This window comes from Anatilimnocola aggregata, assembly GCF_007747655.1.
Taxonomy (GTDB): Bacteria; Planctomycetota; Planctomycetia; order Pirellulales; family Pirellulaceae; genus Anatilimnocola; species Anatilimnocola aggregata.
The window spans coordinates 1061060-1086256 of the sequence record NZ_CP036274.1 but is presented as its reverse complement, the minus strand read 5'-3'; the positions used below and the strand labels follow the sequence as shown (position 1 = coordinate 1086256).

Below are 25197 nucleotides of genomic sequence, written 5' to 3'. Positions count from 1 at the left end.
AATACCACCCACCGCCAGCTGTTCAGGTTCTCTCACGGCAATTAGCGGACTTTTGGCACTGTCCACAAGCGGATGGTGCCACCCGCCGAGCAACTGGCAACGACGTGTCCGTCGCCAGAAACGTTGGCGTGTTTCAGGCTCGACAGCCATTCCGTTGCCGCAACTGTTTTGCCGGTTGCCTGATCGATAAGCACTAACTGGCCGAACTCATCGGGCGAGTATAGATGACGTACAAAGGGCATCCGCATGAGCCAGGGGGGCAAAAAACCTGGCCACTTTTGCCGGAGATTTTTGCGCATGACAACCGCATCGCCTCGCGCCGTGAAGCCGACTACCTCGCCGGGCAGGATGAGCGTTTCTCCTGTGGATCGATCCCAAACACGATTGCCGAGGGCAACGCGCCGCTCATCGGGACTGAAGATTGGCGCCATGTTCAGACGAACGTCGGTCAGGCGGTGCAGGACGGCTTGCTCGGTGCCATGAATGATCTCGGCGGAAGCTTCGTCGGTCTCATCGTTGGACGAGATCACCTTCACCAAGAGTTGGCCGCTGGAACTGCAGAATAGTTGCCCGGCAAACGGGAACAACTGGGCCGATGCTGCCGGCTGATCTGCGACATCGATCACATGAAATCGTTGAATGCGCGGCGAAGTGGTTGTGGCAAAAAGGTGGTTACCGTCAGCACTGAATCGCAAATGCGATAGCGTGGCCGACGACGGGATGTTCAGTTTCGCTTCGCGCGTAACCTGCTGCTGGGACAGATCAAACAGGAAGATCGCCGGCTCGTGGTCACCATACAGGGCCACTTGTTGTCCATTCGGGCTGAGTGCAAGTTGACGGACTTGAAACGGAATTCGCAGTTCTTCATCCAGCAAGCGGCCGCCTTGCAGGCGATAGAGTCGCGGTGCAGCCGGGTTGCCAAAAACTTGAGCGAAGGGGGAGTAAGCAACAAACACATTTCCGTTATCTGCGAGACTGAGGGTCGCAAACGTGGAAAAACCCGGCTTGCCCGCGGAGAAAGATGTTTCTGCTCTTGGTAGCCACGAACGCGCCGCCAGCAGTTGCCAAGCCACGACGATGACAACCAGCAGGCCACCGCCAACGATCAAACTGCGAATTGACACATACCGCTGGAACCACCGTTCCAGTACTCCCTGTACCGCGGCGTGATACACGGCCGCGGCGAAAATGGCCAAGGGCCAGCCGCAGACCACGACGAACATTAAGTACGGAGCCAGCAGGCCCGACTCGTACGTGCTGGTGCCAGACAGCGGATAGAGCGATTCGTCGAACATGAACGCCGCGATCAGGCAACCAACCACTGCTCCCAGAGCACCGCTGTAGATGCCGTGCGTTCCTCGCGCGCGGCCGAAGCTGGTGCCGATGAGCAGGCCCGCGCACCAGAAGGCCATCAGCAGTCGTTCGTCGGCGTGCCAATGCCTGGAAAAGAGAACCGCGGAAGTTACCGCGGCCAGCGTCATCGCGCTTAGCAGCGTCAGGAGCGAAAAGCGAAACGGACGAACTGCCGAGGGCTGAGTTGCAGCTTGAGCAGCGGACGACGAGTTGGAATCAGCGGCCGACATCGAAAGCCTGCTGCAACAATGGGAACGCGACTAGGACGTTGCGGGAGCGAAAAACGTTTGAACGAGCAGTCCGAACATCGTGAGACCGTTCAACATGAAGTGGGCGATGACGCCAGGCCAGAGGCGATGTGTTCGTTGATACACGAAGCCCAGCGCGGCACCAAAAATGAGCAGCGGAATCCAGGCTGGCCCATGCGAATAATGAAGTGCCGAGAAAATGATGGTGCTCGTGATGATGGAAGGCCAGTTTGTCTGGCTGGTGTGTGGCAAGGGTTTAGGTGATATGGTGCTCGCGTCATCTGCCGCGACCGCGGTTACGGTCTCTGTGGTACCGCCCATCAAAATGGCTTCCGCCGAAGCAGTGCCGGAGAACACTTTCTCGAGCCAGCCCTGCATCAGGCCGCGAAAGATGAACTCTTCAAAGAGCGGTGCGATCACGACAGCCGAGAGTACCGCGAGTGCAAAGAACGGAACATCTTTCGTCTTAGCCAGTTCGATCAGCGGATGTTCGTATTTCCAATCCAAGCCATTCACGAGCAATACCTGCAAGCCAATCATGGGGAGAAAGATCGCCAGGAACGTGCCCGCGCCTAATTTGATGTCCTCGCGCCAATGCTGCAGCGTTAGCCCCCAATCGGTGATCGTTGCTCGCAGGCGAAAGGTGATTGCGGCGAAGGCGAGGAGTGCGACGACGACTTTGATGCCACAGTCGAGCGCGACGCGTCGACGCCCCTCCGGCAGCGAGAGCTGCTCCAGTGGAGCAACGACTTCGGTTGTTTGGGAGGCTGCTTGTTCACCGTTTTCGCTTGTGGCGATCATACTGACGGCTGACTTCGGCGGCTTTTGCGACGGAAAAAGTGCGTCGCCAATCACGCTGCAGACCACCAGCAAGACGAAGACCAGCAGCAGATCGACCAGGCTCCACGGGACGAGTCGTCGCGGCTGATAAGGGATGATGGTCTCGCGGCGCAGCAGTCGCGGCACCAGCCAAACCCAGATCGCGATGCCGCCGCCGAACACGGTCAGCATCAGTGCGTAATAGATCGAAACAAAACTCATGGTCCGCCTTCGAATCGCAAGTCAGTAAATCGCGGCAGCAGCGTGCGGGGGAAAATCGCGACTGGTGTCAGGCATGCGTAATGCATCATAGGCGGAAGCGGGCCGGTCGCCAGCGGCAGCTCTGCCGCGCAGCCTCGACGCTGCTCGTTGTGAATAAGCTCTGAAAGCGGGCAAGCCGAACAAGATTTTCTGGAGAAAACCGAAGTGGAGAGTTCGTCGTCTAGGATGTTGCTCGATTTTTCCATCACCCCATTCGCAGAGCACTGATTCATGCGATTCCTACTGCTGTTCACACTTGTCGCCTTTGGTGCCGTTTCGCTGCGGGGGGAAGATCCTCCGCCGAGGTTGGAACTCAAGATCGCCGTTCCAGTGCATCACCATCACCGTTCGCTCAATACCGACGGCGACCACTTTCATGTGCTGGTGAAGAATGTTTCGGACCAGCCCATCAGGCTCTGGACCGACCGTTACGCTTGGGGCTACGACAATCTCTCGTTCGAAGAAATTGCCGCGGATGGAACAGCCACGCCGATCAAAAAGAAAGCTCGCGATTGGGCCAAGAATGTTCCCGATTGGCTGGAACTTAAGCCGGGCGATACCTACGTGCTGAACGTTAACTTCTCCGCACGCGATATCTGGGAAAATCCGCCGCAGGCCAAGCCCGGCGCGAAACCGACCAAGCTCAAGTTGCGGGGCGTTTATCAGACGAATCCCGACCGCGAGTCGGTTACTCACGGTGTTTGGACCGGCAAGCTGGAATCCGCCGTCGATACGTATTCGATCTGGTAGTCCTTCGTCTACATGGCCCGACGCGTTAGCGAGGGAACACTCTGCCTCTCGTTCTTGCTTGTTGAAACGTGAAGTTCTTGTGCGCCGGTGTCGGAAGACGTTCGAGTGAATCCACGTCCACGGCATTAGAACCTGGGAGAGAATTCTCCCTCGCTAACGCGTCGGGCTACTTGAGGAAATGCCAGTCGCTATCCCTCAGCCACCAGCTGCTTCACCATTGCCAGCGCGCTGGTCACATGTTTGCCGCCGAAGAACTGGGAGTTGAAGACCTGGCGAACGATTCCCTGTTTATCGATGACATACGTCACTCGCCCGGGCAATAAGCCCAGCGTTTTCGGCACGCCATAGGCCTTACGCAGCGAACCATCTTCATCGCTGAGGAGTAGAAAGGGTAAGCGCTGGCCCTGGGCAAAATCCTGATGCCGCTCGAGCGAGTCACTGCTCACACCGATCACCACCGCACCTGCTTGTTGAAAGTCTTGATAGGCATCGCGAAAGGCGCAGGCCTGCGCGGTGCAAACCGGGGTGTTATCGCGTGGATAAAAGTAGAGAACAATGATCTGCTTCCCCAGATAGTCGGCCAGCGAAACGAGCTCCCCTGACTGAGCGACACCCGAGAACTCGGGCGCGCGATCGCCGACTTGAATGGCTGCCATGCTGGTTACTTTCGTCCGTCAACTGCTGGTGAATGAGTTCTCGCCAGGCCATTGTCCCTGCCCCGCGATGCTGCTGGCAATGGCCCGGCAGCTATCTATACTACAGGGCTATCCCACCTAAAAACTCTCGGCGGAGTTCACGCCCATGCGATGTTCGGTCCCCCTCACCGCAATTTGTCTGCTCGCACTGCTCTTCACCACCACTGCTCACGCAGCCGACGCGGTTCCCGAGTGGATCTGGGCGACGAAGAAGCCCGGCGAAGGGGAAATGGCCTTCTTTCGCAAGACGTTCGATTTGAAAGAGGTTCCCGCTGCGGCCGTGTTCACCGGCTCGTGCGACAACGTCTTCACGCTGTTCGTCAATGCGAAGCATTGCGTCGAACACAACACGTGGGAACAGCCCGTTAGCGAGAACGTCCTCAAGCATTTGACCAAGGGCAAGAATATCGTCGCGCTCCGTTGCCGCAACGAAGGTGGTCCCGCAGGCATGCTGGGCGAATTGGTAGTGAAGTACAAGGACGGCAGCACGCAGCGGGTGCCAACCGACCGCAGCTGGTTCAGCGCCAGCGAACCTTCCGATGGCTGGCAGCAACTCACCTTCGACGATAAAGCCTGGAAGCCGGCCCAGAGCCTCGGCAAGTTGGGCATTGCTCCCTGGGCTGCCATTGCCTGGGCAGGTGCTCGCCCTGCCACGCAACAGGCCACGGCACCGACCGCAATTCAAACGCTGCCCAGTTTCGAGGTCGAGCTTGTCTACTCGGTTCCCAAGGGGGAACAAGGAAGTTGGGTATCGATGACGGTCGACACCAAGGGACGGCTGATTACGTCCGATCAAGGTGGCTCGCTCTATCGCGTGACACCAGGCCAAACCAGCGACGAGACCAAGGTCGAAAAATTGAGTGTGCCGATTGGCCAGGCGCAAGGCCTGCTCTGTGTGCAAGACAAGTTATATGTCGTGGTGAATGGAAATGCCGCGCAAGGAGCGGGGCTCTATCGAATCACCGATAAGGACAACAACGACGAGTGGGACACCGTCGAGCTGATGAAGAAATTCCAAGGTGGCGGCGAGCATGGTCCGCATGCCGTACGACTTGGTCCCGATGGCAAGCTGTATGTTGTCGCTGGCAACTTCACCAAGATTCCCGCAGAGAGCGAGCAGAACTCGCCCCATCGCAATTGGGCAGAAGACTTGCTCCTGCCGCGCAATCCCGATGGTGGCGGCCACGACCCCACGGTCATGGCTCCCGGCGGCTGGGTCTCGCGCGTGAACATCGACGGCACGGGCTGGGAAGTTCTCTGCGCCGGGCTGCGCAATTCGTACGACATCGCCTTTAACACCGACGGCGAAGTCTTCACCTTCGACAGCGATATGGAATGGGACACGGGAACTCCCTGGTATCGCCCCACGCGCGTGAATCACTGCGTGAGCGCAGGGGAATATGGTTGGCGCAATGGCACCGGCAAATGGCCCGAGTACTCGACCGATAGCTTGGGCGCGGTCGTCAACATTGGCATGGGTTCGCCGACAGGCGTGGAGTTCGGCACGGGTGCCAAGTTCCCGGCCAAGTATCAGCGAGCACTGTTCATTAACGATTGGACGTACGGCAAGATTTACGCAGTACACATGACGCCGACCGGTGGCACCTACACCGGCACCTTCGAGCCCTTTGTGCAAGGGAGGCCGCTGCCCGTGACGGACATTTGCGTCCATCCCGATGGCTGCATTTATTTTTCGATTGGTGGCCGCGGTACCCAGTCGGGCATTTATCGTGTGAAGTACACGGGTAGTGAATCGACCGCGCCTGTCGCAGCTGAGCAGAACGACAAAGCGCTGGCCGCTCGCGAGCTGCGCCGTAAGCTGGAGAGTTTTCACGGTAAGCAAGGTGAGAAGGCGCTCGAAACGGCCTGGCCACAGCTCAACTCCAGCGATCGCGCCATTCGCTATGCGGCCCGCGTGGCCGTGGAACATCAGCCGCTGAGCCAGTGGCAAGAGCAGGCATTTGCCGAAACGAGGCTGACGGCGGCAATTCAACTGCTGGTGGCGCTCGCTCGCACTGGCGACGCGGCGCTGCAGCCGAAGATGATCGACAAGCTCAACAGCTTGCCGCTGGAGCGAATGTCGGAAGAGCAACTCCTCGCCGCGACTCGCGCGTATGGCTTGACGTTCATTCGCCAAGGGAAGCCGGATGCTGCGGTGGCGGCGAAGGTCGCCGACCGACTGAAGGGGCTCTATCCCCATCAAAACGAGTTCGTCAATCGCGAGCTCTGCGCCTTGCTCGTTTATCTCGAATTCCCCGGCGTCGGTGAGCCATCGATGAAGCTGCTCGCCGCCAGCCAGACGCAGGAAGATCAGCTCTACTATGTCCTCGCGCTGCGCAACGTTGCTCATTTGCTGAACAACGAACAGCGGCGGGCCTACTTCGGTTGGCTCAATCTGGCCGAGCAAACCTATCGGGGCGGTGCCAGCTTTAAGAAGTTTTTGATTCGCATTCGCGACGATGCGGCCAGGAAATTGCCCGATGCCGATCGCCTGGCACTGAAGGACGTCATCGAAGACAAAACCAAAGTCGAAGCGGTGAAGCTCGAGACCACGCGCCAGTTCATTCACAACTGGCAGATGGAAGACGTGCAAGAAATGCTTGCCCAAGTCGATACGGGCCGCAACTTCGAAAAGGGGAAGGCCGCCTATCAAGCTGCTCAGTGCTACAAGTGCCATCGCTTCAATGGCGAAGGGGGGGACACGGGGCCCGATATCACCGGCGTGGGGAATCGCTTCAATGCGCAGTACATCCTCGAAGCGGTTGTGGTCCCCAGCAAGGTCATTTCCGATCAGTATCAAAGCTCCATCGTGGCGACGACCGGGGGCGAAGTGATCGCTGGCCGCATTGTGGGCGAAGACGACCAGCAGATCACGATTCGAACCGATCCGTTTGCCCGCGAAATGACCGTCGTAAAGAAGAGCGACATCGAAGAGCGGCAGAAGTCGAGCGTTTCGGAAATGCCGCAAGGGCTGATCAACACGCTGACCAAAGAAGAAATCCTCGACATGGTTGCGTACATGCGCGCTGCTGGCAAAGCGGACGACAAGGCGTTTTTGAAGAAGTAGCGGGTGGGAGATAGAAAACGGCGCGTTACCGGCAGCTAGAGACGGTCAGTCGGCCACCCGGGTCTTTGGCAGTATCCTGCTTCCGCCAAGTCCGTTCACAATCCGCTCTAGATCGGCAACCCTCTGTTGAGCTACCTCAAACTTGTGTCGTGTCGCCTGCTCGTGAGCCCGTCCGTCTCGTCGGTCAATCAACCAGCAACATGCAATAGCAGTTACCAGGATTAGCCAGAACAAATCTCGCAGCGTGAATTTCATTCCAGAAATTCTACCCCCACGCTCAAACGCTCCGCCAGAATTGGGCCGAAGAGTAGAAACTTGGCGAACGGCTGACCAAGTACCTGCCAGCAAAGAAGAGCTAGGTCACGATGACCAAAAAGAAGCGGTTAGCGCGACTAGATTTGGCCAGTAAAGCGGAACGCCTTGCCGATGAGGTTGTAGCCGGAAAGTGGGATCATATTCCCGAGTTGAAATCAGCACCGATTGGCAGCCAATTCGCGCTAGCCCGCGAGCTTGAGCGAAGATGTCCAGGGCATACTATTGAGGTTTACCTGGAAGCCTTTGGTCGGGCATGGTGGAGCAAGCTCCGGTAAGCCAAGAATTCAAAGTAAACCACGACCCTAAACCCGCAGCTTCAGCCCGGCGAGTGACTGGTCGCTATAATAGGAGCGAGTTCTGTTCCGCGCGCACGAGCTATTGCTATGTCACCCAAACCGGTTCCACCCCTGCCGCCGTCCCCCGACTTCGGCGACAAACCGCGCACCTCGTATTGGAGCCTGGTGCTGGTGGGCATTGCCCTGCTGCTGTGCATGACGCTGCTGACATTCCTGACGCTCGGCTTGTTTGGCCCGGTGATCCTGCTGGGCTTTGTCGTCTTCGTGGTCATCGGCCTGCAATACCTCCTCTGGGGCTGGCTGTTCGAACGTGTCTACCGCCAGGGGCGCGATCAGTCGGACGATTGATTTTTAGGTGGACCGAAGCGTCAGCGAGGAAAGTGCTCTTCGCCGCTTTGAATTGTGGTCGACGGTGGGCCATTCGTTCTGGCAGCCGGGGATTCACTACGAGCGTCGATCGAACGAAATACGACGCAATTGAGTTCTGCACCTCCCGTTCGCTCACCTCGCTGACGCTTCGGGTCTCCTGATTACGGACCGCTGGCCCAATTTATTTTTTCGCGTCGTGACCAAACTAGTCAACGATTGCGCATCGAACTTGTTGGCGCGCTCCTTGGCAATTTGGTGAGAAGACAGTGTCACTTGCGTGGCTTGTCGCACAGATTTAATAGCGATTAGCTTGCCAACTGTTTACGTCAATAATGGAAATTGAAAATTGACCTTTCCAGTGATTGGTAAGGACTTAGGACGAGTGGCACTTGCCCAACCTGTTGTCAGCAAACCGTTTAGGCGATCGAGGACCTTTTCGCGGCAAATGCGAATAACGGAAATTTCCTGTTTCCGACGACTCCGCGTGTAGTTTCCAGCTGCTGAGGAATATGGAAATTGAATTACGACGTTTCCTGCCTGCGGTAACGACTTAGAACGAGCGCTCGTGGCTCAAATGTCGACCCGCCAAGGCCTTGCGAGATGATGGAAATTTCGTGAGGCGCGTCGTTTAACGGAAATTTCCCCAGCGGCGGAGGGTCGTTACTTCGCCAGGATTTGCCGCAGGGCCGGTTCGAGATCCGGATAATGGAAATGAAAGCCGGCGTCGAGCGATCTCTGGGGCACCGCTCGTTGCGATTGCAGCAGGACGTTGGCAAACTCGCCAATGGCTGCCTTGAGGACGAACGTGGGGGGCGCGGGGAGAAATGTCGGGCGGTTCAAGACCTTGCCCAACGTTTTGGTGAATTCCAGGTTCGTTACCGGGTTCGGAGCGGTGCCATTGAGGGGACCGCTGATCGACTCGCGCTCGGCGGCGAACAGCATCTGGTGGACGAGGTCGTCGATGTGAATCCAGGGCATGTATTGCTTGCCGCTGCCGAGGGGACTGCCGAGCCCAAGCCAGAAGGGGGTCAACATCTTGCCGATCGCACCGCCATGTTCGCCCAGGACGATGCCGATGCGCGGATTGACGACGCGAATGCCCGCCAAGCGGGCCGCGTGGGATTCACGTTCCCAGCTAATACAAATTTCGCCCAGAAAATCTTCGCGTGGCGAAGCGTCTTCGGTCAGAATTTCGTCTCCCCGGTCGCCGTAATAGCCGACCGCTGAGGCACTAATAAGGACACGGGGCTTGTTTGCCAATTGGGTAATGGTCTGGACCAGGTTGCGAGTCCCCGCCACGCGACTTTCGCGCAGGCGTTCTTTTTTGGCCTTCGTCCACCGCCCTTCGGAAACGGGCTCGCCAGCCAGGTGAAAGATGACATCCACCCCTTCAAAGGCTTCGGCTGGGGCGGGTTGGTTTTCGGCGTCCCAGTCAAAGGCGGTGACCTCGAACTTGGCCAAAGTTCGTTCGGCTTTGGCCGCATTGCGAGACAAAACCACGGCCGGCTGATCCAGCTTTGTCAGCAACCGACGACCCACAAAACCCGTCGCACCAGTGATGAGAGCGCGCATGGTAACCAGTTCTTAAGTTCTGAGTTTTGAAGTTCGGAGACGAGATCAGTAGCTTAACCGCAAACGGCGTGGTCTCAAAACTCAGAACTCTGGAACTCAAGACTTGATCGCCAATTGCCAACTCACCACGACAATTCCCAGGGCGATGCAGTACCAGGCGAAGAGATGGATGCGGCCGCGTTGCAGCCAGCGATTCAGAAGCCAGACGGAGAAGAGTCCGACGAAGAACGAGACCAGTGCTCCGATCAATAGATAGCCGAGGGGAGTCTCGGGAAGTTTGCCATCTTTCCACATGCTCAAGCCTTCGAGCACACCAGCACCAAGGATGGCGGGAATGGCGAGCAAAAAGGAGAAGGTGGCCGCTGAGGAGCGATTCAAGTTGCGGGATAGACCCGCGGCGATGGTGGTTCCGCTGCGGGAGAGGCCCGGCAAAATCGCCACCGCCTGACAGCAGCCAATGAAGAGAGCGTCTTGCCAGGTCATGGCTCGATAGTCGCCTTCGGCCGGTTGGAGGCGACTCGACCACAGCAGGGCAAAGCCGGTCAGCGGAAACAGGCAACCAGCGACCAGCGGGCTATTGAGGACATCATCGAAGAGCAACTTCAAGGGGAGGCCGACGAAAACTGCGGGGAGTGTGCCCAGGAACATTAACCCAATGACGCGGCGGTCGGAGGTTAACAATTGCAATATCTGGCGATGGTAGAAAACGATGATCGATCCGAGGGTGCCGAGGTGCAGAACAATGTTGACGTCGTTCAGGTCGGGAAATTCGCCGTTGCTACCACCCAGCCATCGCCCGAGCACAACCAGGTGCCCGCTCGAACTGATTGGGAGAAACTCGGCCACGCCTTGAACGACGGCCAGCAACATGAGGAGCGAGAATGACATCGGTGAGCAGGCAATTAAGTGATTGTTGCGCGAGAGTTCAACGATACGTCGCGAGTGGCAGGCAGGAGCAGCCTCCTGCCCCGCAAAATCGCGCCAGCCGGTATATTCGAAGGTGATGTTTCATTACACCAACGGACTGAAGATCACCGCCCTCGATCTGGCGGTCGACATATGCCGCCGGCAGCCCCGCGGGTTCGTTTCGCATGCGCACAACGACCACATGGCCCGGCATGAACTGGCCTTCTGCACGCCGGAGACTGCGGCCCTGTACCGGGCGCGATTGGGCGATCATCGCACGCGCTTAATGCCGATTGGCGAACCGCTTGAGTGGCGCGATCATCGACTCACGACCTATGCGGCGGGACACTGCTTGGGCTCGGCCATGCTGCATGTGGCGACGGAACGAGGGAGCATGCTTTACACGGGAGATTTCAAGTTGGCTGAGTCGGCAACTGCCGCGCCGGCCAATCCGCCGCCAGCCGATGTGCTGGTGATGGAGTCGACCTATGGCGATCCACGCTATCAATTGCCGCCGCGCGAGGAAGTGATCGAGCAACTGGTGCGCACGGTGAATCTGGTGCTCAACGCTGGCCGCACTCCGGTGATTCATGCCTATGTAATGGGCAAGTCGCAGGAGGTGACTCGCATTCTCACGCAGCATGGCATTCCCGTGCAGCAGCATCCACTCACACACGAGATGAGTGAGATCTATGAAAAATGTGGCTGCTCGCTGGGTAACTTCTCGCGCTATGAAGATGAGTATTTGCCGGGGCATGTGGTCCTGGTACCACCCTATACGCAGAAGGCCGCCAAGCTGCGGAATCTCGGCAAGGTCTCGACAATTGTCGTGACGGGTTGGGCCCATGCACCCCGTGCGCGACAGGCTCACGGAGCCGATTTTGCGATCCCCCTTTCCGACCACGCTGACTACAACGAACTGCTGGCCTGCATCGACCGCGTGCAGCCGCGGATTATCTATTGCACTCACGGACCGCTGGCTTTTGTGGACGACCTGAAGCGGCGCGGCCTCGATGCTCGCCCGTTGCACACGCTGGTCGGCGACCCGTTTCGATCCCTGGTATAAGCGGGCGAACGGTCAGGTAAACTTTGCCGACGATGCTGAATCTAGCAGCAGCGCTGGGTTCCCATTGTTTGGCCTGTGCTGAAACTGCGACCCCAGGCTTGGACAGTCTGCCAGCAACGGCCGGATTGATTGCAAGTCTCAGCCAGTTGCGGACGATTCTGTTTGCGTGATGGCTGCGCGCCCGCTTCGTCGATCGAAGCACTTTTATGGCCAGCCGCGATGGATGCTTACTTGCACGGATGTGCCCATGTCTCGCTTCAGCCGCACTGCGTTCCTGCTTGCATGCTGCACGCCTGCCGGGCTGACGTTGTTTGGTTGCGGCAGTTCGAACAACTCCAAGCCACACGCCCAACTCGCCCCCGTCCGACCCGTTGCCGCTGCTTTGCCCCCCATTCGCGAACCGCAGCTCCTCACCGTCCCCAGTAACATTCGCCCCGTGGCTGGCGATTGGATGGACTCCTCGCCCGACGCCGCGTTTCGCTACTCTGAGCGGCATCAGCAGTCGACCGGCAACGAGCTACCTCCCCAGCGAATTGTGCCCCCCACTGAGTCTTCGAGTCTGAGTCGCGCAGCAGTCCCCACCAACGATGACGTGCGTAGTCGCCTGGTTGTGAAGCAACCAGCTGGTCCGGTGAACAATCCGCTGCCGCGCCAGGCGGGACCATACTCGCAGGAAATGCCACAGGCACTAACGGCACCCAGCGCCCCGGCTGCAAATCCAGTCGCCAACTTCACGCAGCCTGCGGTGGCACCACTACAGCCTGAGCAACCGTTGCCCGCCTTTCGTCCGCTGCAAATGCCGGTGTCGACCCAGCAGCCGGTGCAAACGATTGGACCGATGCGCGACCGCAGTGGCTTTCGCGCCGTGCAAGAACGAATGGCTGCGATGAACAAGCAAGCCATCGATTTGGCCAATCGCGGTGCCCTGTTTGCCGCCCGCGAAGACCTGTTGCAGTCGCTGCGGCTGGCAGCCCAGTCGCTCGATGCAGCCGAAGGAACCAGCGGCTATACCTTGGCGCTCAATCAAGGACTCACGGCACTAGCCGAGGCGGAAGACTTTGTGCAACTGGGAGCCAATGCGACGTCGACCATTCAAGTCGATCAAGTGGCTGCTGGTCATCGCACGCCTGTCTTGCACGATACGAACGTACCTGAGATTTCGCCGGTCATCGCGATGCAGCGGTACTATGGTTTTGCGGGCGACCGACTGACTGCCGCAGCGGGCGAACTTCCCGCGGCTGCCGATTCGCTCTTTTGGCTGGGCAAGGTTCATACAGGGCTCGCGCGCCAATCAGCTCAAGCCGATCGCTTGCAGGGTCCCCAGGCAATGGTCTGCTTTCGCGCGGCGCTCACGGTTACTCCTCAGCATTATCTCGCCGCGAATGAACTTGGAGTCATGCTGGCCCGCTATGGTCAACTGCAAGATGCCAAGCGGCTGTTGCAGCAAAGTGTGAACACGAAGAGCCATGCCGAAGGTTGGCAGAACCTGGTCATCGTTCATCGCCGGCTCAACGAAGCTCCGCTAGCTCAATTAGCCGAGCAAGAGTTGATTGCCCTCACCGGTCGCCCTGCACCTGCCGCACCCGCTTCGCCCCGACCACCGGTCACGTGGGTCGATCCCAAAGCTTTCGCTGCCAGTGGCAAACAAACGGATAGCTGGGAAACGCCCATCGCGCCGAACTCGCCTGCTGGTCCACTCGCCAATCAGCCGCGTGGCAACGGCACCCGGAGATAACGCCATGCAGCGCACGATTTACATCTTGGGATTCCTCATCGCCGCCTGCGGGCTGGTGCGGCAGTCGCACGCCCAAACGACGACCTATGCCGCGGCATGCAACACCTGCAACACCGGCGCTTGTGGCAATGCCTGCGAGCGGCAGATCAATGGCATCGACTGTGCCAAGGGCGATGGCTGCGGCGAACAACGCTGGAACAGCTGGGGCCCCATTCCTTGGCAGGCCTTTCAGCAGGGCGAATACATCGGCCCCGCGCGCACGGCACACTTGCACCAATATCGTCTGCGGGTAGATGACCAGGTGGAATTCATCTATCGCGTTACCCGCTCCGATACCGGACAGCCCTATCGTCTGCAAACAGGCGATGTGCTGAGGATTGAATCGTTGATCGACACAACGCTGAACCGCGAAGTGACGATTCAAACCGACGGCACGATCATCCTGCCGCTGGTCGGCCAATTGAAGGCGTCGAAGTTGACGATCATGGACGTCCAAAAGCTGCTCGAAGAGCGCTACAAGAAGTACTACAAGATTCCGGACATCACCGTCACACCCGTCAAGACCAACACACGGTTGGAAGACTTAAAAGCGTCGGTCGATAATCGTTTCTTCTCCGGCGGCCAGGGGCGCAATGTGCGAGTGAACCCCGAAGGGACCGTCTCACTCCCCGGCATCGACCAGGTTCCGGCGCAAGGGCTGACCTTGGAAGAAGTGAAGCGCGAAGTGAACGCCCGCTACGACACGATTGTCGAAGGACTGGAGGTCACCCCGAATCTGTTCGAACGGGCCCCGCGGTCGGTGTTTGTTGTGGGTGAAGTTCGCAACGGTGGCCGTTTTGCGATGGAAGGGCCAACCACTGCCATGCAGGCCATTGCTTTGGCTGGCGGCTGGAATGTGGGTGCGAACCTGCGCAACGTAGTCGTCTTCCGACGCGCTGACGACTGGCGATTGTTGGCCACCAAACTTGATATCCGCGGTGCACTCTATGGCGAACGACCGATGCCCGCCGACGAAATCTGGCTGCGCGATTCCGACATCGTGGTTGTTCCCAAATCGTCTCTGCAACGCTTCGACGACATCGCCGAAATGGTCTTTACTAAGGGCGTGTATGCCGTTCTGCCGACGACCTTCACCTATCAATTTGGCGGTGGCACGGGCAGCACCGTCATCACCTCTCCGTAGCTTGCAGCGACGCAGACGGGCCAGCGTTAAGTTGTATAGTCAGCGTTGAAGCGTACGTAGTTCACGTTGAGATCGCTGGTCCAGAAGCGGCCAACAGCCGAGCCTTCGGTGAAGGTGAGCTTGATGTGCGTCTTACGCTCGGACTTAATGGCAGCCGAAACGGTCTTGGCGTCGAAAGGGACCGGAGCTCCGGCGCGATAGAGTTCGTGACCGTTGACGATCAGCCCTACGCCATCAGGATTGAAGGGCACACCCGCGTAACCGGCAGCTGAGACAATTCGCCCCCAGTTGGGATCAGCACCGGCAACGGCGGTCTTCACGAGGGCGCTGTTGGCGACCGTCTTGGCAATCTGCTGAGCAGCGTCGCGAGTCTGGCAGCCGGTGATTTCGATGCCGATCAAGTGTGAAGCACCTTCGCCGTCGTCAGGAATTTGCTGAGCCAGTTCAATGCAGGCATCCGTAAGGGCGGCTTGGAATGCAGCCAGGTCGCTGCCAGTCAACGGCTCGCCACCCGCGGCACCGCTGGCGAGCAGGAGCAGCGTATCGTTCGTGCTCATGTGCCCTTCGACGCTGATGCAGTTAAAGCTTTCGTCGGTTGCAGCCTTGAGGACTTGCTGCGCGGCGGCAGGCGTGAGTGGAGCGTCGGTAAGCATGATGGCGAGCATGGTGGCCATATGCGGGCCGATCATACCGGCCCCTTTGCACATGCCCGCGAGACGAATGGTCCGACCCGCAACGTTCACTTGCCGGGCAACGACCTTATGGAATTGATCGGTCGTCATGATGCCGCGGGCTGCGGCCAGAAACGAAGCTTCGTCGTTACCGAGTTTCTCAGCGGCCAGCTTGGCACCGTTAGCGATTTTATCCATCGGCAAGAAAACACCGATCACCCCGGTCGACATTACCAGCGCGGTTTGTTCGTTTTCGCCGACAGCTGTGGCCGCCAAACGTGCCATTTCCCGGCAATCGTTCATTCCCCGCTCACCGGTACACGCGTTGGCATTGCCGCTGTTCACTGCGACGACGCGGATATTGGCCGATGGCGTTCGAGACCGATCAAAACCGACCGGAGCGGCAAACACCAGGTTCTGCGTGTAGACTCCCGCAGCGGTGGCACCCTTCGGACAGTGAATGAGCGTAAAGTCTTCCTTCGTGGCAACTTTCTTGATGCCGCCGTGTACGCCATTCATCACAAAGCCAGCTGGAACTTCGATCGACATCTTGATACTCGGTTGTTGGTCTTTGACTTGACTTCGCTCGCAAACGACGGCAACTTCGCTTCACGCCCAAATGCACTGGCGACGCCAAGCTACACCAGCGCTGTGGTCTCTTTAAAGCCGTACATCAGGTTGAAATTCTGCGCGGCAGCGCCGGAAGCACCTTTGATTAGGTTGTCGATCACGCTGATCAGCAGTAATCGCCCACCGGTCACGCGCGGGGTAATGTGGCAGAAGTTGGTGTGGGCGACGTCCTTCGTTGCAGGCAGATTCTTGACAACCTGAACGAACGGCTCGTTGCGATACGTGTCGCGCAGCAGTTCCAACGCCTGTTCTTCGGTGAAGGACTTTGTCGGCTTGCTATAACTGACGGTGAGAATGCCTCGGTCCATGGGAACCAAATGCGGTGTGAAGATAATCTGGGGCTGTGCGGGGACAACTCGTCCCAGAATCTGTTCAATCTCTGGCGAGTGCCGATGCTTCCCCACGCTGTAGGCCGAAATGCTTTCGTTGCATTCGGGATAGAGCGTCCCCAATTTGGGCGTGCGGCCAGCACCACTCACGCCACTCTTACTGTCGACGATGATATCTTGACTTTCGACCCAGCCCTCCTTCAAGAACGGAGCGAGAGGCAAAATGGCCGAGGTGGGATAGCAGCCCGGATTAGCAACGAGCGCAGCCTGGGGAATCTGCTCGCGAAATAGTTCCGGCAGGCCATAAACGGTCTTTCCCAATCGCTCGGCATCGGGATGGTCATGCTCGTACCACTTGCGATACGAGACCGGATCGTTAAGGCGGTAGTCGGCGCTGAAATCAATGACCCGCTTGCCGAGAGCGAGAAGTGCCTTCGCCGATTCGGCCGAGGCCGCGTGGGGCAAGCAACTGAAGATGCAATCGCAACGTTCGGCGACCGCAGCTGGGGCAAAATCCTCGAGAGGAAGATCGAGCCGGCCGGTAAGGCAAGGATGCACGGCAGCAATTGGGGGGCGGCCCTCCTGCCGGCTGGTAACAGCCGTAATTTGTGCGTCGGGATGTCGGAGCAAAATCTTGATCAATTCCAGCGCCGTGTAGCCCGTCGCGCCTAAAATCCCCACTCGAATCATGTTTGCCGAACCTTACGCAAGCGAAAGCAGAATCAGAAGAACCATTGGGTAAAAGGACGACCGAGCAGCCGGGAGGGTTCGCGCGCTCGACAGGTCGCTCGAAGTCGCGCAGTTAAGACCCTAACCGTAGGACCGACCTACTCGGCGGCAGCGCCTTCTTTGCGCTTCAGCTTGGAGTCGTTTTCCTTCATGAAGGATTTCAGGTCGTCCGCAAAGTCCAACAGTCGCGTCCATTGTTCGACGTAAAGCGTGACCGGCATCCGTTGCAGGCCGTACACCGAGATGGCCCCCTTTTCGCTCACCTTGCAGTACAACTGCCCGCGTTTGGGGGCTGTGTCGGTCAGCAATTGCGACGCTTGTTCGACCGAGAGTTCGCCGGATTGCAGCTTGGCGAGGATTTCTTCCTTCTTCACGATTCGGGCCTCCTGTGTAGAGATGAGTGCGCTCCAGGACTTACGGAAGCGCAGACCACAATTTAGCAGCGCAGGAGGAGGACCGGGAGACATGGGGTGGCGGAGTCAAAGGCCACCACTCCAAAACGCCCTGAAACTGCCTGATGCTTTAGCTTCGCCGTGTTATCAACATAATGGCCACGATCATCAGCAACACAGCAAACACACGCTGGCCGGAGAGTGGATGCACGGGGATATTCAGCAGGCCAAAGTGTTCGATGATGACCGAAGCCGTGAGTTGGCCCACGATAAAGCACATCAGCATCGTCGTCGGGCCGAGGGGCGTCACGAGACAGATCGAGGCGGTTATGAAAAAGACACCCAGCGTGCCTCCCAGCCAGATCCACCACGGCCCCTTTTGCAGCGAGGCAATCTCCGGCAGCGGTACGTTACCGAAAAAGTACATGCCGGCGCAAAGCAATGCGAGTAGAACGGTTCCGGTTGAAAACGACAGTAGCGCCGCTTGCAACGGATGTTGAACATAGTTCTTCAACTGATTATTGACGATCGGCTGCATTGCGATTGCCATGCCGATGACAATAGCATTTAGCACTAGCGGCCACTTTTCCATGCGTACAAGTTTCTCGCGGGGGAGACTACGGCAGAACGAGTCAGGACTTGGGGACGTCCAAGATTACTTGGACTGGGCCGCGGGCGTCGAGGGGGATATCGATGGGAAGTTGGCTCTTGATCAGTTCTCCGTAGTTACTCGGCAAATAGCTTTTGCCTGCCGAAGAATCCTCGGTTACTGGGGTATCCCAACATTCGATATTCACCGAGTACTTCCCCGGAACGAGCCCATCGCCTGCCTCATACGAAGTGACAACGAATTTGCCGTCGAGTCCAAACTCGGCAGTCCCCGTTTGGTTGGGCATTCCAGCCGCCGGCGCTAGCGGTGTAAAGAACAGAGTTCCGGCTTTGGGCCAGGGTCCGCCGCCGAAGGTGATCTTGCCATTGACTGGCACGGTCCGTGGCCCAGTTTCGTTGCACGATGTCAGACCGGCAATCAGGAGGACAACTCCCACGAATTGACCGAAAAGGCTCAGATTCCGATGCATCGACATTGCTCTTGTATAGACTTGAATTATCGCCCGCCCAGAGCATACATTACGCGGTCGGCAATTGGACCTTGCCCTGAACAAATGCCACGAGCAGTGGCACGACTTGTTGCACCTGCTGTTGCAGGCGGGTCCATTTTTCTTCAGCGCCGGCCAGCGATTGTTTGCCGCCGAGATTCTCCAACTCGAGCGCCGTCGCAAAAGGTTCGTCGGCTCCAAAATACCGTAACGAACCTTTGATGGTATGTGCTGCGCGATGCAGCAGATCGAAATTGCTGTCATCGAGAGCGCGGCGCATTTCCGTCGTCCGCTTCGGCCACTCTTCAAGGAACGCCTCTGCAATTTCGCGCAGTAACTCGGGATCGCCGTTACAAAATTCGAGTGCGACCCGCCAATCGACAAAGTTTCCTGCGGCGGACTGCACTGCGACAACAGTGCTGTCGAAGGGCACAACCGCCATCCCGAGTACCCGCTCCATTTCATCGATCAGTTGCTTCTGGCGAATTGGCTTCGAAACATATCCGTCCATACCTACCTCCAAACAGCGCTCGCGGTCCCCCTTCAAGGCATGCGCGGTGACGGCGACAATCGGCAAGTGCCCGCCGGTTTTCAACTCTTGCGCGCGAATTCGCTGGGTTGTTTCCAGGCCGTCCAATTCTGGCATTTGAATGTCCATTAGTGCCAGGTCAAACTTCTCCCGTTGGAGCAGGTCGAGCACTTCGTGCCCGTTGTTAGCAATCGTCGCTTCGTGACCGAGTCGTTCTAATACACCAACCGCAAGTCGTTGATTCACCAGGCTGTCTTCGGCGAGCAGGATGCGTAACGATCGAACGGACACGCTGGACTTCGAATCTGCGGAGGTTGCGGCAGCAGTCCCACCTCGCAAATCGAGATGCATCGCAGCTGCAATTGCATCGAAGAGTTCCGATTGCTTGAACGGCTTGAAGAGGCGTTGCTGCACTCCCAGCTTCTGGCACTGCGGCGCGAGATCGCTCGAATCGTGCGATAGAAGTACGACTACAGGCAATTCAGCGGTTGCCGGATGCGCTCGCAGTTGCTCCAGCAACGACCAGGCATTGCCATCGCCAATCCTGATATCGGTCAGCAAGACGTCGCAGGGGGCATGTCCGTTGCTGCCTTCAAGCAACGCTCGCCCTGCCGAAGCGCTGTCGTACATGACCGGCTCCATGCGCCAACTGCGTAGAGTGGCTTCGATGATTCGCCGGCTCGTTGGATGGTTTTCAATCACCACGACCCGCGCACCGTCGAGACTTCCTTCGCGAGCAGGCTCCTCTTGCGCAGGTGGTTCGCAAGGTTCGAGTTGCAGTGTGAAGCTGAACTTGCTTCCTTGGCCGAGTTCGCTTTCGATTGTGATGTGTCCTCCCATCAATTCGACGAGACGTTGCACGATCGTCAGGCCCAACCCCGTGCCGCCGAATTGACGCGTGGTCGACGCATCGGCCTGCTCGAACGGCTCGAAAATTAGTCGTTGTTTTTCAGGAGCAATGCCGATCCCCGTATCGGATACGCAGAAGGTAAGTGGAACTGTTTCGCCACCCTCCTGCGTCGTCGTGGCACCACGCCGCACGCTCACCACAATCTCACCGGCATAGGTGAACTTGATCGAATTGCTGACGAGGTTGATGATGATTTGCCGGAGGCGACCTCGATCGGCCGCGTACCACTCGGGAACATCAGTGGCTACATCCAGCAGCAGTTCGAGTTGCTTGCCGTGCGCCCTGACCGCCAGCGACTTGAGCGCGTCGCCCAAACACTCGCGCACATTCATTGGCTGCAGATCAAGTTGCACGTGCCCGGATTCGACCTTGGAAAAATCGAGCACATCGTTGATTACGGACAGTAATCCCTCACCCGATTGCAGGACAAGTTGCAAATACTCGCGCTGCTGAGCTTCAAGCGGAGTATTAAGGACCAGTTCTGTCAGGCCAATGACCGCGTTCATGGGAGTGCGCACTTCGTGACTCATGTTGGCCAGGAATTGGCTCTTCGCCCGACTGGCGAGATCGGCCAGTTCTTTCGCCGATTTCAGGTCTTTCTCGGTTTGCTTTTGCCGGGTGATATCGAGTACGAAGCAAATACACTCTTGTTGCTCACGATCAAGCATCGTCACGCCAATGAGCACTGGCACGCGATGGCCATCGCGATGGATAAACTCTTTTTCCCACGGCGGGCAATCGTCGTGTTGAAGCAGCGTTGCAATAGCGCGCTCGTCATCGGCGCGAAACTCGGGCGGGGTAAGTTGATCCCAGCGCACCCGGCCACTTAGCAGTTCGTCTCGCGAATAACCAACGATGGCCAAGTAGGCATCGTTGGATTCAATTACATGCCCGGCAAAATCGGCAACCATTACGCCCATGATGCTCGATTGCACTAGCTTGCGAAACTTGGCGTCACTTGTCCGCAGCTTTTCTTCGGCGCGCATTCGCTGCGTGACGTCCCAAAACATCCCCTGGATGCCCACAATTCGGCCGGTCGAATCGCGGACGGGCGCTTTAAGGACCTGCATGTAGAGTCGTTCGCCAGTCGGTCCCACATACTCTTCTACTAGTTCCAGCGGTTGGCCGGTGCTGATTACTTGCACGTCGTCGTGCCGATACTTCTGCGCTTGCGATTCGGGATAGAAATCGAAGTCGGTTTTGTGCAGAATCTGCTCGCGAGTCATTTGCAACGTATCGCAAAAGCGCTGATTGCAGTCGATGAATGCCCCTTCAATATCCTTGCGGATTACATTCAGCGGCAGACTTTCGTTCAGTGATTGATAAAGGGCGATTGTCTCTCGCAAGCGTTGTTCAGCTTGTTCTCGCTGCTGAATCTGATGCTGGAGTTCTTCCGGGCTGCGGCGTTTTAAGATCTTCGGCACGACAATTAGCAGCGTGATGAGCGTGGCCCACGAGAGAGCCGTCATCGTCAAGCTGATAATCGACGGCAGGCTGGTTTGTCCTAGCCAAGGAGCCGCTTGCACCAGGTGCAACAAGCCGGCCGTGAAGAGGAGCACGACGAGTAGCCAGTAGAGGCCGTTCATCTTCAGGCGATTGCTGAAAATCAGATAGATCGCCAGGACCGGTATGGTGAGGAGAGCCACCCCTGTCGCCAGGTCGGCCAGCAACTGCATGATCGCCGGCATAACGCATCACCTATTGTGAAAGGACTTCGACGCGTTTGCATAACCAGCCAGACGCGTCTGACCACTTTTTCAAGTGTCACCGCGCCCGTGAATTTACTCCCGCAGGCGGGGGATAGCAAGAAACGCTGAAATTGTCGCGTGAAAGTTGGCACAAATGACGTAACAACGCCAGTCGAATGTGCGCGTGAATGCCAAACGCAAACGCACATCAATCCATTTTGTACGAACGCTGAACATCGACGAGCGTCGCGCATCTCAGTGGCTTGCGAGGCATCGCTGCCCTGGTGTTGGTGGTAACCACGTGCCATATTGTCGCTGCGGATGCCACTTCGAATAGCATCGCCGATTCATCCTTACGATTGTCATTTGCCATGGTTACCGATGCAATTGCCTTGCTCGCCCTCGTCGCGATGGAAATCGTTCTGGGCATCGATAATATCGTCTTCATCTCCGTCGTCACGGCCCGGCTTCCCGAGTCGCAGCAACGACAGGCACGCAACATCGGCCTTGCGCTGGCGATGATCATGCGGATCGGCTTGCTCCTGACCATCACCTGGATCATGCAGTTGACGCAGCCGGCATTTCATTGGACCGATCTGCACATACCCATCGAGTGGCTGCCGGGCGAACATCACGAAGAGATTAACAACGTCACTTGGAAGGACTTGATCCTCCTCGCAGGCGGACTGTTCTTGATTCGCAGCAGCGTGCTCGAGATCCATCACAAGGTCGAGGGAGTTCACGACGAACACAACGAAGCCAAAAGGGCATCTTTTGGCTCAGTGATCGGGCAGATCATCCTCCTGGATGTCATCTTTTCGCTTGACTCGGTCATTACCGCGGTTGGTATGGTCAAAAGCATCTGGGTGATGATCACCGCTGTGATGATCGCCGTCATTGTCATGATGGTGTTCGCCGGACACGTGGCTCGCTTTGTCGAGCGCCATCCCACGGTCAAAATGCTCGCCTTGAGCTTCTTGCTGTTGATTGGCGTCATGCTGCTGGCCGAAGGAGTGGGAACACACATCGATAAGGGCTATATCTACTTCGCGATGGCGTTCTCGCTTGGTGTCGAAGCACTTAACCTGCGAGCCAGTTCGAAAGCCGCGCGCGTGCGGGCGGCAGAAGCCGCGGCCAAGGCAGGCAAGGAACAGCAGCCGAAAAATTAAAGTGGTGAGGTTTGCCAGTGACCGCTGTGGGCGAAGAGCACCCGATGATGTGTCCGTACAGAGACGAACGGGTGCATTTGACGCAAACGATAACCTGATTCTCCACCGAAAATTCAGGCCGGTTAACGACCCAAAGAAGTTCCCAGATCGTGGACGGCAAGGACCTTTCACCCCATGCCCAGGCCTTGTCGTTTTGCTCAGGCCAGCGGGCAATGCACGCGACCGCTCGATACCTTGGTAGCAAATGGTCCCCTTTCACGCTTTACACAATCTCGTCTCGAATCCGATCTGAGCGAAACGCTGTTCATCCTGCCAGGTGATTCATGGTTCGTGGTTGCTTGTTTGCCTTGTTGATGTACGCCGCGATTGCAGTTGGCTACTTCTTTTGGCTCGATACGGTGTTCGACCGGCCGGAGAGCTATTACGCAGCAGCCGGTCTGGGTTTTGTGGTGTTCTGCTGTATCGGTGCGTTGATGAATGCGCGAACTGCGTGGAAGGATTGGTCGCTGGCGAGCAATGCGCGGCATCAGTTTCCGCCGCGCGATCGGCAACTATTTGCGGCGGCTGGGCCGATCCAACCTGTTGGCCAGCCGTTGCTGGCACCGTTCAGCAATGCGCCGTGCTGCTTGTGCGAATACGATCTGTCGACCTCCCCGCCGCCGACCGATTCCAGCGAAGAAAAAACTGGTTCGGATCTAGCTGGGTTTCTGATGGTACCGTCGGAGATTCAAACCGGCACCGGCAACGTGCGACTGCTGGGCTTTCCCGTTCTCGAGGAAGGAACTTCGTACACGCTGCGGAGTTTCACAGCCGCACGCCGAGCGCGGGACTTCGTCAGCAAAACGGAGTTTCAAGATATTAGTGGGCTCAGACTGTTGAACGCCTTCGCCGCCATTGAAGACGCCTGGACCGACGACGACGGCAGCGTAGAGAAGAATCTGCAACTGAAGAAAGTCGATCCCAAGAAGCTTTTTCCCGATGATTTGGAAGCAGTTTGGCAAGAGATCAACGGTGAACGGGCTGTTGAAGATCCCGACGCGGGAATCAGCGACGAAGACCTGGCGGACGAAGAGGATGAACTCGAAAATGCGGAGCTTGACGACGACGAGTTGGATGACGATGACTCGTCACCTGATGATTCCAATCCGCTGCCATCGATTCCGCTGCCGACGCTAAAGGAGAACCGCGTTGGGGTTGGTGAGCAGGTGGTGGTGATTGGCCGCTACGACGAGATGCGTCGCGGGGTTCTGCCTGTCGGCAGCGGTATGAAAGCAATTCGCCTGATTCGCGGCGATGTCGACACGCTCGAGCGTAAATCGCGCGCTTCGCTCTGGAGTCATTTGATTGGCGGGCTGCTGTTCCTGGTCATTGCTCATGCTGCTACGTATGGTGCGATGTATCTGTACCTGAACTCCGAAAGCCAACGTCGTAAATTCGACAGTGAGGCGTTTCAGGCAGCACAGGCGGGGGAAATCTCCAAGCTGCAAGCGATGCAGAAGAAGGGAAGACTGAATATTGATGTCCGCGATACGGAGAAGAAGACGCTGCTCATGGTCGCCAAAGATGCCGCTACCGCCCAGTGGCTGATTGAGAACAAGGTTCCGTTGAACGCGGCAGATCAGTACGGGCGAACTGCCCTTCGCCAAGCAGCGGGCTCCGGGCACGAAGAGATTGTCAAACTGCTGATCGAGGCCAAAGCGGATTTGAACGTTCCGGACAATATTCACGAAACTCCGTTGCTGGCCGCAGACCAAACTCACCCCGCGATCGCGGAGGCCTTGCGGGCCGCCGGTGCAAAAGACCATGTGATCAGTGCCAAAAACGGCCAGCCTTTGCCGGAAGATGGTGGCCCGCAATTGGTTGCGATCCGGGCGTACATCCAGGCCTTGCGCGATCGGAACGCTGGTGACCTCTACAATTTGATGACAAGCCCGGGAAGCGGAGATGTCGCGGCTCAGGAATGGGCGACCTGGGAATTGAGTGTTTTGAAGGCCATTGAACGGTTTGAAGGCTATTCCACGGAAGACCGCGCGACAGTGACTGTTTATGGCACCTGGGGAGACAATGACTCACCTGCGAAGTCGAGGTTTCAACTTCTGAACGTCGGCGGTAAGTGGAAAATCGCCCGAAATCAGATTGAGATCAACTAGGAATGGCTTCTCCTTCCACTGAGGGTTCCCCTTAGAAAACAGCCGCGACAAAATGTCGCATTTTTCTGTTTTTCCTTGGCGCTTAGGGCGGTTATGCTATTGCGCCCTAAAGAACCGTCGTAAGCGGAACGACCGTTTCAGCCCGCCGATCCATCGTAAGCTGCGGAATTTGGTTCGGTGGAAGGGAACTTTTCGATTACGGCGCCCCTCAAAGGCCAGTAGCGCGCACGCGTTTCCGTGTTGGCTGCGCATTTTTTTGCATCGTTGA

At 57.6% G+C, this 25197-nt stretch carries 19 protein-coding genes; 8 read left to right on the top strand and 11 right to left on the bottom strand.

From position 1 onward, the window contains the following. Nucleotides 1-41: 41 nt before the first annotated feature. Complete coding sequence (locus ETAA8_RS04145; protein ID WP_145085305.1) at nucleotides 42-1583, bottom strand: WD40 repeat domain-containing protein; 1542 nt, start codon at nucleotides 1581-1583, stop codon at nucleotides 42-44. A gap of 30 nt (nucleotides 1584-1613) precedes the next feature. After that, entirely contained in the window at nucleotides 1614-2642 is a 1029-nt protein-coding gene (locus ETAA8_RS04140; protein WP_145085302.1) for a CPBP family intramembrane glutamic endopeptidase, read from the bottom strand. A gap of 270 nt (nucleotides 2643-2912) precedes the next feature. Here ETAA8_RS04140 and ETAA8_RS04135 point away from each other — a divergent pair, with 270 nt between their 5' ends. Next, nucleotides 2913-3431, top strand: coding sequence for a hypothetical protein (locus ETAA8_RS04135; protein ID WP_145085299.1), 519 nt, complete (start codon nucleotides 2913-2915; stop codon nucleotides 3429-3431). A gap of 188 nt (nucleotides 3432-3619) precedes the next feature. On the opposite strand, the gene ETAA8_RS04130 is transcribed toward ETAA8_RS04135, so the two are convergent. After that, nucleotides 3620-4087, bottom strand: a complete 468-nt coding sequence (locus ETAA8_RS04130) for a peroxiredoxin (protein WP_145085297.1) — start codon at nucleotides 4085-4087, stop codon at nucleotides 3620-3622. Nucleotides 4088-4232: 145 nt separating this feature from the next. Between ETAA8_RS04130 and ETAA8_RS04125 the strand changes: the two genes are divergently transcribed. Next, nucleotides 4233-7193, top strand: a complete 2961-nt coding sequence (locus tag ETAA8_RS04125) for a c-type cytochrome (RefSeq protein ID WP_145085293.1) — start codon at nucleotides 4233-4235, stop codon at nucleotides 7191-7193. Nucleotides 7194-7891: 698 nt separating this feature from the next. Continuing rightward, the gene (locus ETAA8_RS04120; RefSeq protein WP_145085290.1) at nucleotides 7892-8152 is read left to right on the top strand and encodes a hypothetical protein; all 261 of its coding nucleotides are present in this window, start codon (nucleotides 7892-7894) and stop codon (nucleotides 8150-8152) included. A 681-nt stretch (nucleotides 8153-8833) separates the two neighbouring features. On the opposite strand, the gene ETAA8_RS04115 is transcribed toward ETAA8_RS04120, so the two are convergent. Both ETAA8_RS04115 and ETAA8_RS04110 read right to left on the bottom strand, forming a co-directional pair. Then, nucleotides 8834-9745 (bottom strand): TIGR01777 family oxidoreductase, encoded by a 912-nt coding sequence (locus tag ETAA8_RS04115; RefSeq protein ID WP_145085287.1) that lies wholly within the window; start codon nucleotides 9743-9745, stop codon nucleotides 8834-8836. A 96-nt stretch (nucleotides 9746-9841) separates the two neighbouring features. Continuing rightward, nucleotides 9842-10633 (bottom strand): undecaprenyl-diphosphate phosphatase, encoded by a 792-nt coding sequence (locus tag ETAA8_RS04110; RefSeq protein ID WP_145085284.1) that lies wholly within the window; start codon nucleotides 10631-10633, stop codon nucleotides 9842-9844. 115 nt (nucleotides 10634-10748) lie between these two features. On the opposite strand from ETAA8_RS04110, the gene ETAA8_RS04105 reads away from it, so the two are divergent. The 3 genes from ETAA8_RS04105 (at nucleotide 10749) to ETAA8_RS04095 (ending at nucleotide 14635) form a co-directional block, all read left to right on the top strand. Then, nucleotides 10749-11717 carry an MBL fold metallo-hydrolase RNA specificity domain-containing protein gene (locus ETAA8_RS04105; protein ID WP_145085281.1) on the top strand — a complete coding sequence of 323 codons (969 nt, stop codon included), beginning with the start codon at nucleotides 10749-10751 and terminating at the stop codon, nucleotides 11715-11717. Between the two features lie 247 nt (nucleotides 11718-11964). Continuing rightward, nucleotides 11965-13452, top strand: a complete 1488-nt coding sequence (locus ETAA8_RS04100; RefSeq protein ID WP_145085278.1) for a hypothetical protein — start codon at nucleotides 11965-11967, stop codon at nucleotides 13450-13452. A gap of 4 nt (nucleotides 13453-13456) precedes the next feature. Further along, nucleotides 13457-14635 (top strand): polysaccharide biosynthesis/export family protein, encoded by a 1179-nt coding sequence (locus tag ETAA8_RS04095; protein WP_145085275.1) that lies wholly within the window; start codon nucleotides 13457-13459, stop codon nucleotides 14633-14635. A gap of 26 nt (nucleotides 14636-14661) precedes the next feature. On the opposite strand, the gene argJ is transcribed toward ETAA8_RS04095, so the two are convergent. The 6 genes from argJ to ETAA8_RS04065 form a co-directional block, all read right to left on the bottom strand. After that, nucleotides 14662-15855, bottom strand: a complete 1194-nt coding sequence (gene argJ / locus ETAA8_RS04090) for a bifunctional glutamate N-acetyltransferase/amino-acid acetyltransferase ArgJ (protein ID WP_145085272.1) — start codon at nucleotides 15853-15855, stop codon at nucleotides 14662-14664. 89 nt (nucleotides 15856-15944) lie between these two features. Next, a complete protein-coding gene (gene argC / locus ETAA8_RS04085) occupies nucleotides 15945-16955 on the bottom strand; it encodes an N-acetyl-gamma-glutamyl-phosphate reductase (RefSeq protein WP_145085269.1) in 1011 nt (336 codons plus the stop codon). Between the two features lie 137 nt (nucleotides 16956-17092). Further along, entirely contained in the window at nucleotides 17093-17368 is a 276-nt protein-coding gene (locus ETAA8_RS04080; RefSeq protein ID WP_145085266.1) for a DUF2089 domain-containing protein, read from the bottom strand. 148 nt (nucleotides 17369-17516) lie between these two features. Continuing rightward, on the bottom strand, nucleotides 17517-17978 hold the full coding sequence (locus ETAA8_RS04075; protein ID WP_145085263.1) for a DMT family transporter: 462 nt from the start codon (nucleotides 17976-17978) through the stop codon (nucleotides 17517-17519). Between the two features lie 40 nt (nucleotides 17979-18018). Continuing rightward, nucleotides 18019-18465 carry a hypothetical protein gene (locus ETAA8_RS04070; RefSeq protein WP_145085260.1) on the bottom strand — a complete coding sequence of 149 codons (447 nt, stop codon included), beginning with the start codon at nucleotides 18463-18465 and terminating at the stop codon, nucleotides 18019-18021. A gap of 49 nt (nucleotides 18466-18514) precedes the next feature. After that, a complete protein-coding gene (locus ETAA8_RS04065; protein WP_145085257.1) occupies nucleotides 18515-21610 on the bottom strand; it encodes a hybrid sensor histidine kinase/response regulator in 3096 nt (1031 codons plus the stop codon). A gap of 263 nt (nucleotides 21611-21873) precedes the next feature. On the opposite strand from ETAA8_RS04065, the gene ETAA8_RS04060 reads away from it, so the two are divergent. Continuing rightward, the gene (locus tag ETAA8_RS04060) at nucleotides 21874-22779 is read left to right on the top strand and encodes a TerC family protein (protein WP_238397675.1); all 906 of its coding nucleotides are present in this window, start codon (nucleotides 21874-21876) and stop codon (nucleotides 22777-22779) included. Between the two features lie 323 nt (nucleotides 22780-23102). Beyond that, entirely contained in the window at nucleotides 23103-24929 is a 1827-nt protein-coding gene (locus tag ETAA8_RS34335; RefSeq protein ID WP_202921544.1) for an ankyrin repeat domain-containing protein, read from the top strand. Nucleotides 24930-25197: the final 268 nt, after the last annotated feature.

Coding starts and splice junctions, on each gene's coding strand:
- ETAA8_RS04145 (WP_145085305.1), bottom strand. CDS start 1,583: ATGTCGGCCGCTGATTCCAACTCGTCGTCCGCTGCTCAAGCTGCAACT.
- ETAA8_RS04140 (WP_145085302.1), bottom strand. CDS start 2,642: ATGAGTTTTGTTTCGATCTATTACGCACTGATGCTGACCGTGTTCGGC.
- ETAA8_RS04135 (WP_145085299.1), top strand. CDS start 2,913: ATGCGATTCCTACTGCTGTTCACACTTGTCGCCTTTGGTGCCGTTTCG.
- ETAA8_RS04130 (WP_145085297.1), bottom strand. CDS start 4,087: ATGGCAGCCATTCAAGTCGGCGATCGCGCGCCCGAGTTCTCGGGTGTC.
- ETAA8_RS04125 (WP_145085293.1), top strand. CDS start 4,233: ATGCGATGTTCGGTCCCCCTCACCGCAATTTGTCTGCTCGCACTGCTC.
- ETAA8_RS04120 (WP_145085290.1), top strand. CDS start 7,892: ATGTCACCCAAACCGGTTCCACCCCTGCCGCCGTCCCCCGACTTCGGC.
- ETAA8_RS04115 (WP_145085287.1), bottom strand. CDS start 9,745: ATGCGCGCTCTCATCACTGGTGCGACGGGTTTTGTGGGTCGTCGGTTG.
- ETAA8_RS04110 (WP_145085284.1), bottom strand. CDS start 10,633: ATGTCATTCTCGCTCCTCATGTTGCTGGCCGTCGTTCAAGGCGTGGCC.
- ETAA8_RS04105 (WP_145085281.1), top strand. CDS start 10,749: ATGTTTCATTACACCAACGGACTGAAGATCACCGCCCTCGATCTGGCG.
- ETAA8_RS04100 (WP_145085278.1), top strand. CDS start 11,965: ATGTCTCGCTTCAGCCGCACTGCGTTCCTGCTTGCATGCTGCACGCCT.
- ETAA8_RS04095 (WP_145085275.1), top strand. CDS start 13,457: ATGCAGCGCACGATTTACATCTTGGGATTCCTCATCGCCGCCTGCGGG.
- argJ (WP_145085272.1), bottom strand. CDS start 15,855: ATGTCGATCGAAGTTCCAGCTGGCTTTGTGATGAATGGCGTACACGGC.
- argC (WP_145085269.1), bottom strand. CDS start 16,955: ATGATTCGAGTGGGGATTTTAGGCGCGACGGGCTACACGGCGCTGGAA.
- ETAA8_RS04075 (WP_145085263.1), bottom strand. CDS start 17,978: ATGGAAAAGTGGCCGCTAGTGCTAAATGCTATTGTCATCGGCATGGCA.
- ETAA8_RS04070 (WP_145085260.1), bottom strand. CDS start 18,465: ATGCATCGGAATCTGAGCCTTTTCGGTCAATTCGTGGGAGTTGTCCTC.
- ETAA8_RS04065 (WP_145085257.1), bottom strand. CDS start 21,610: ATGCCGGCGATCATGCAGTTGCTGGCCGACCTGGCGACAGGGGTGGCT.
- ETAA8_RS34335 (WP_202921544.1), top strand. CDS start 23,103: ATGGTTCGTGGTTGCTTGTTTGCCTTGTTGATGTACGCCGCGATTGCA.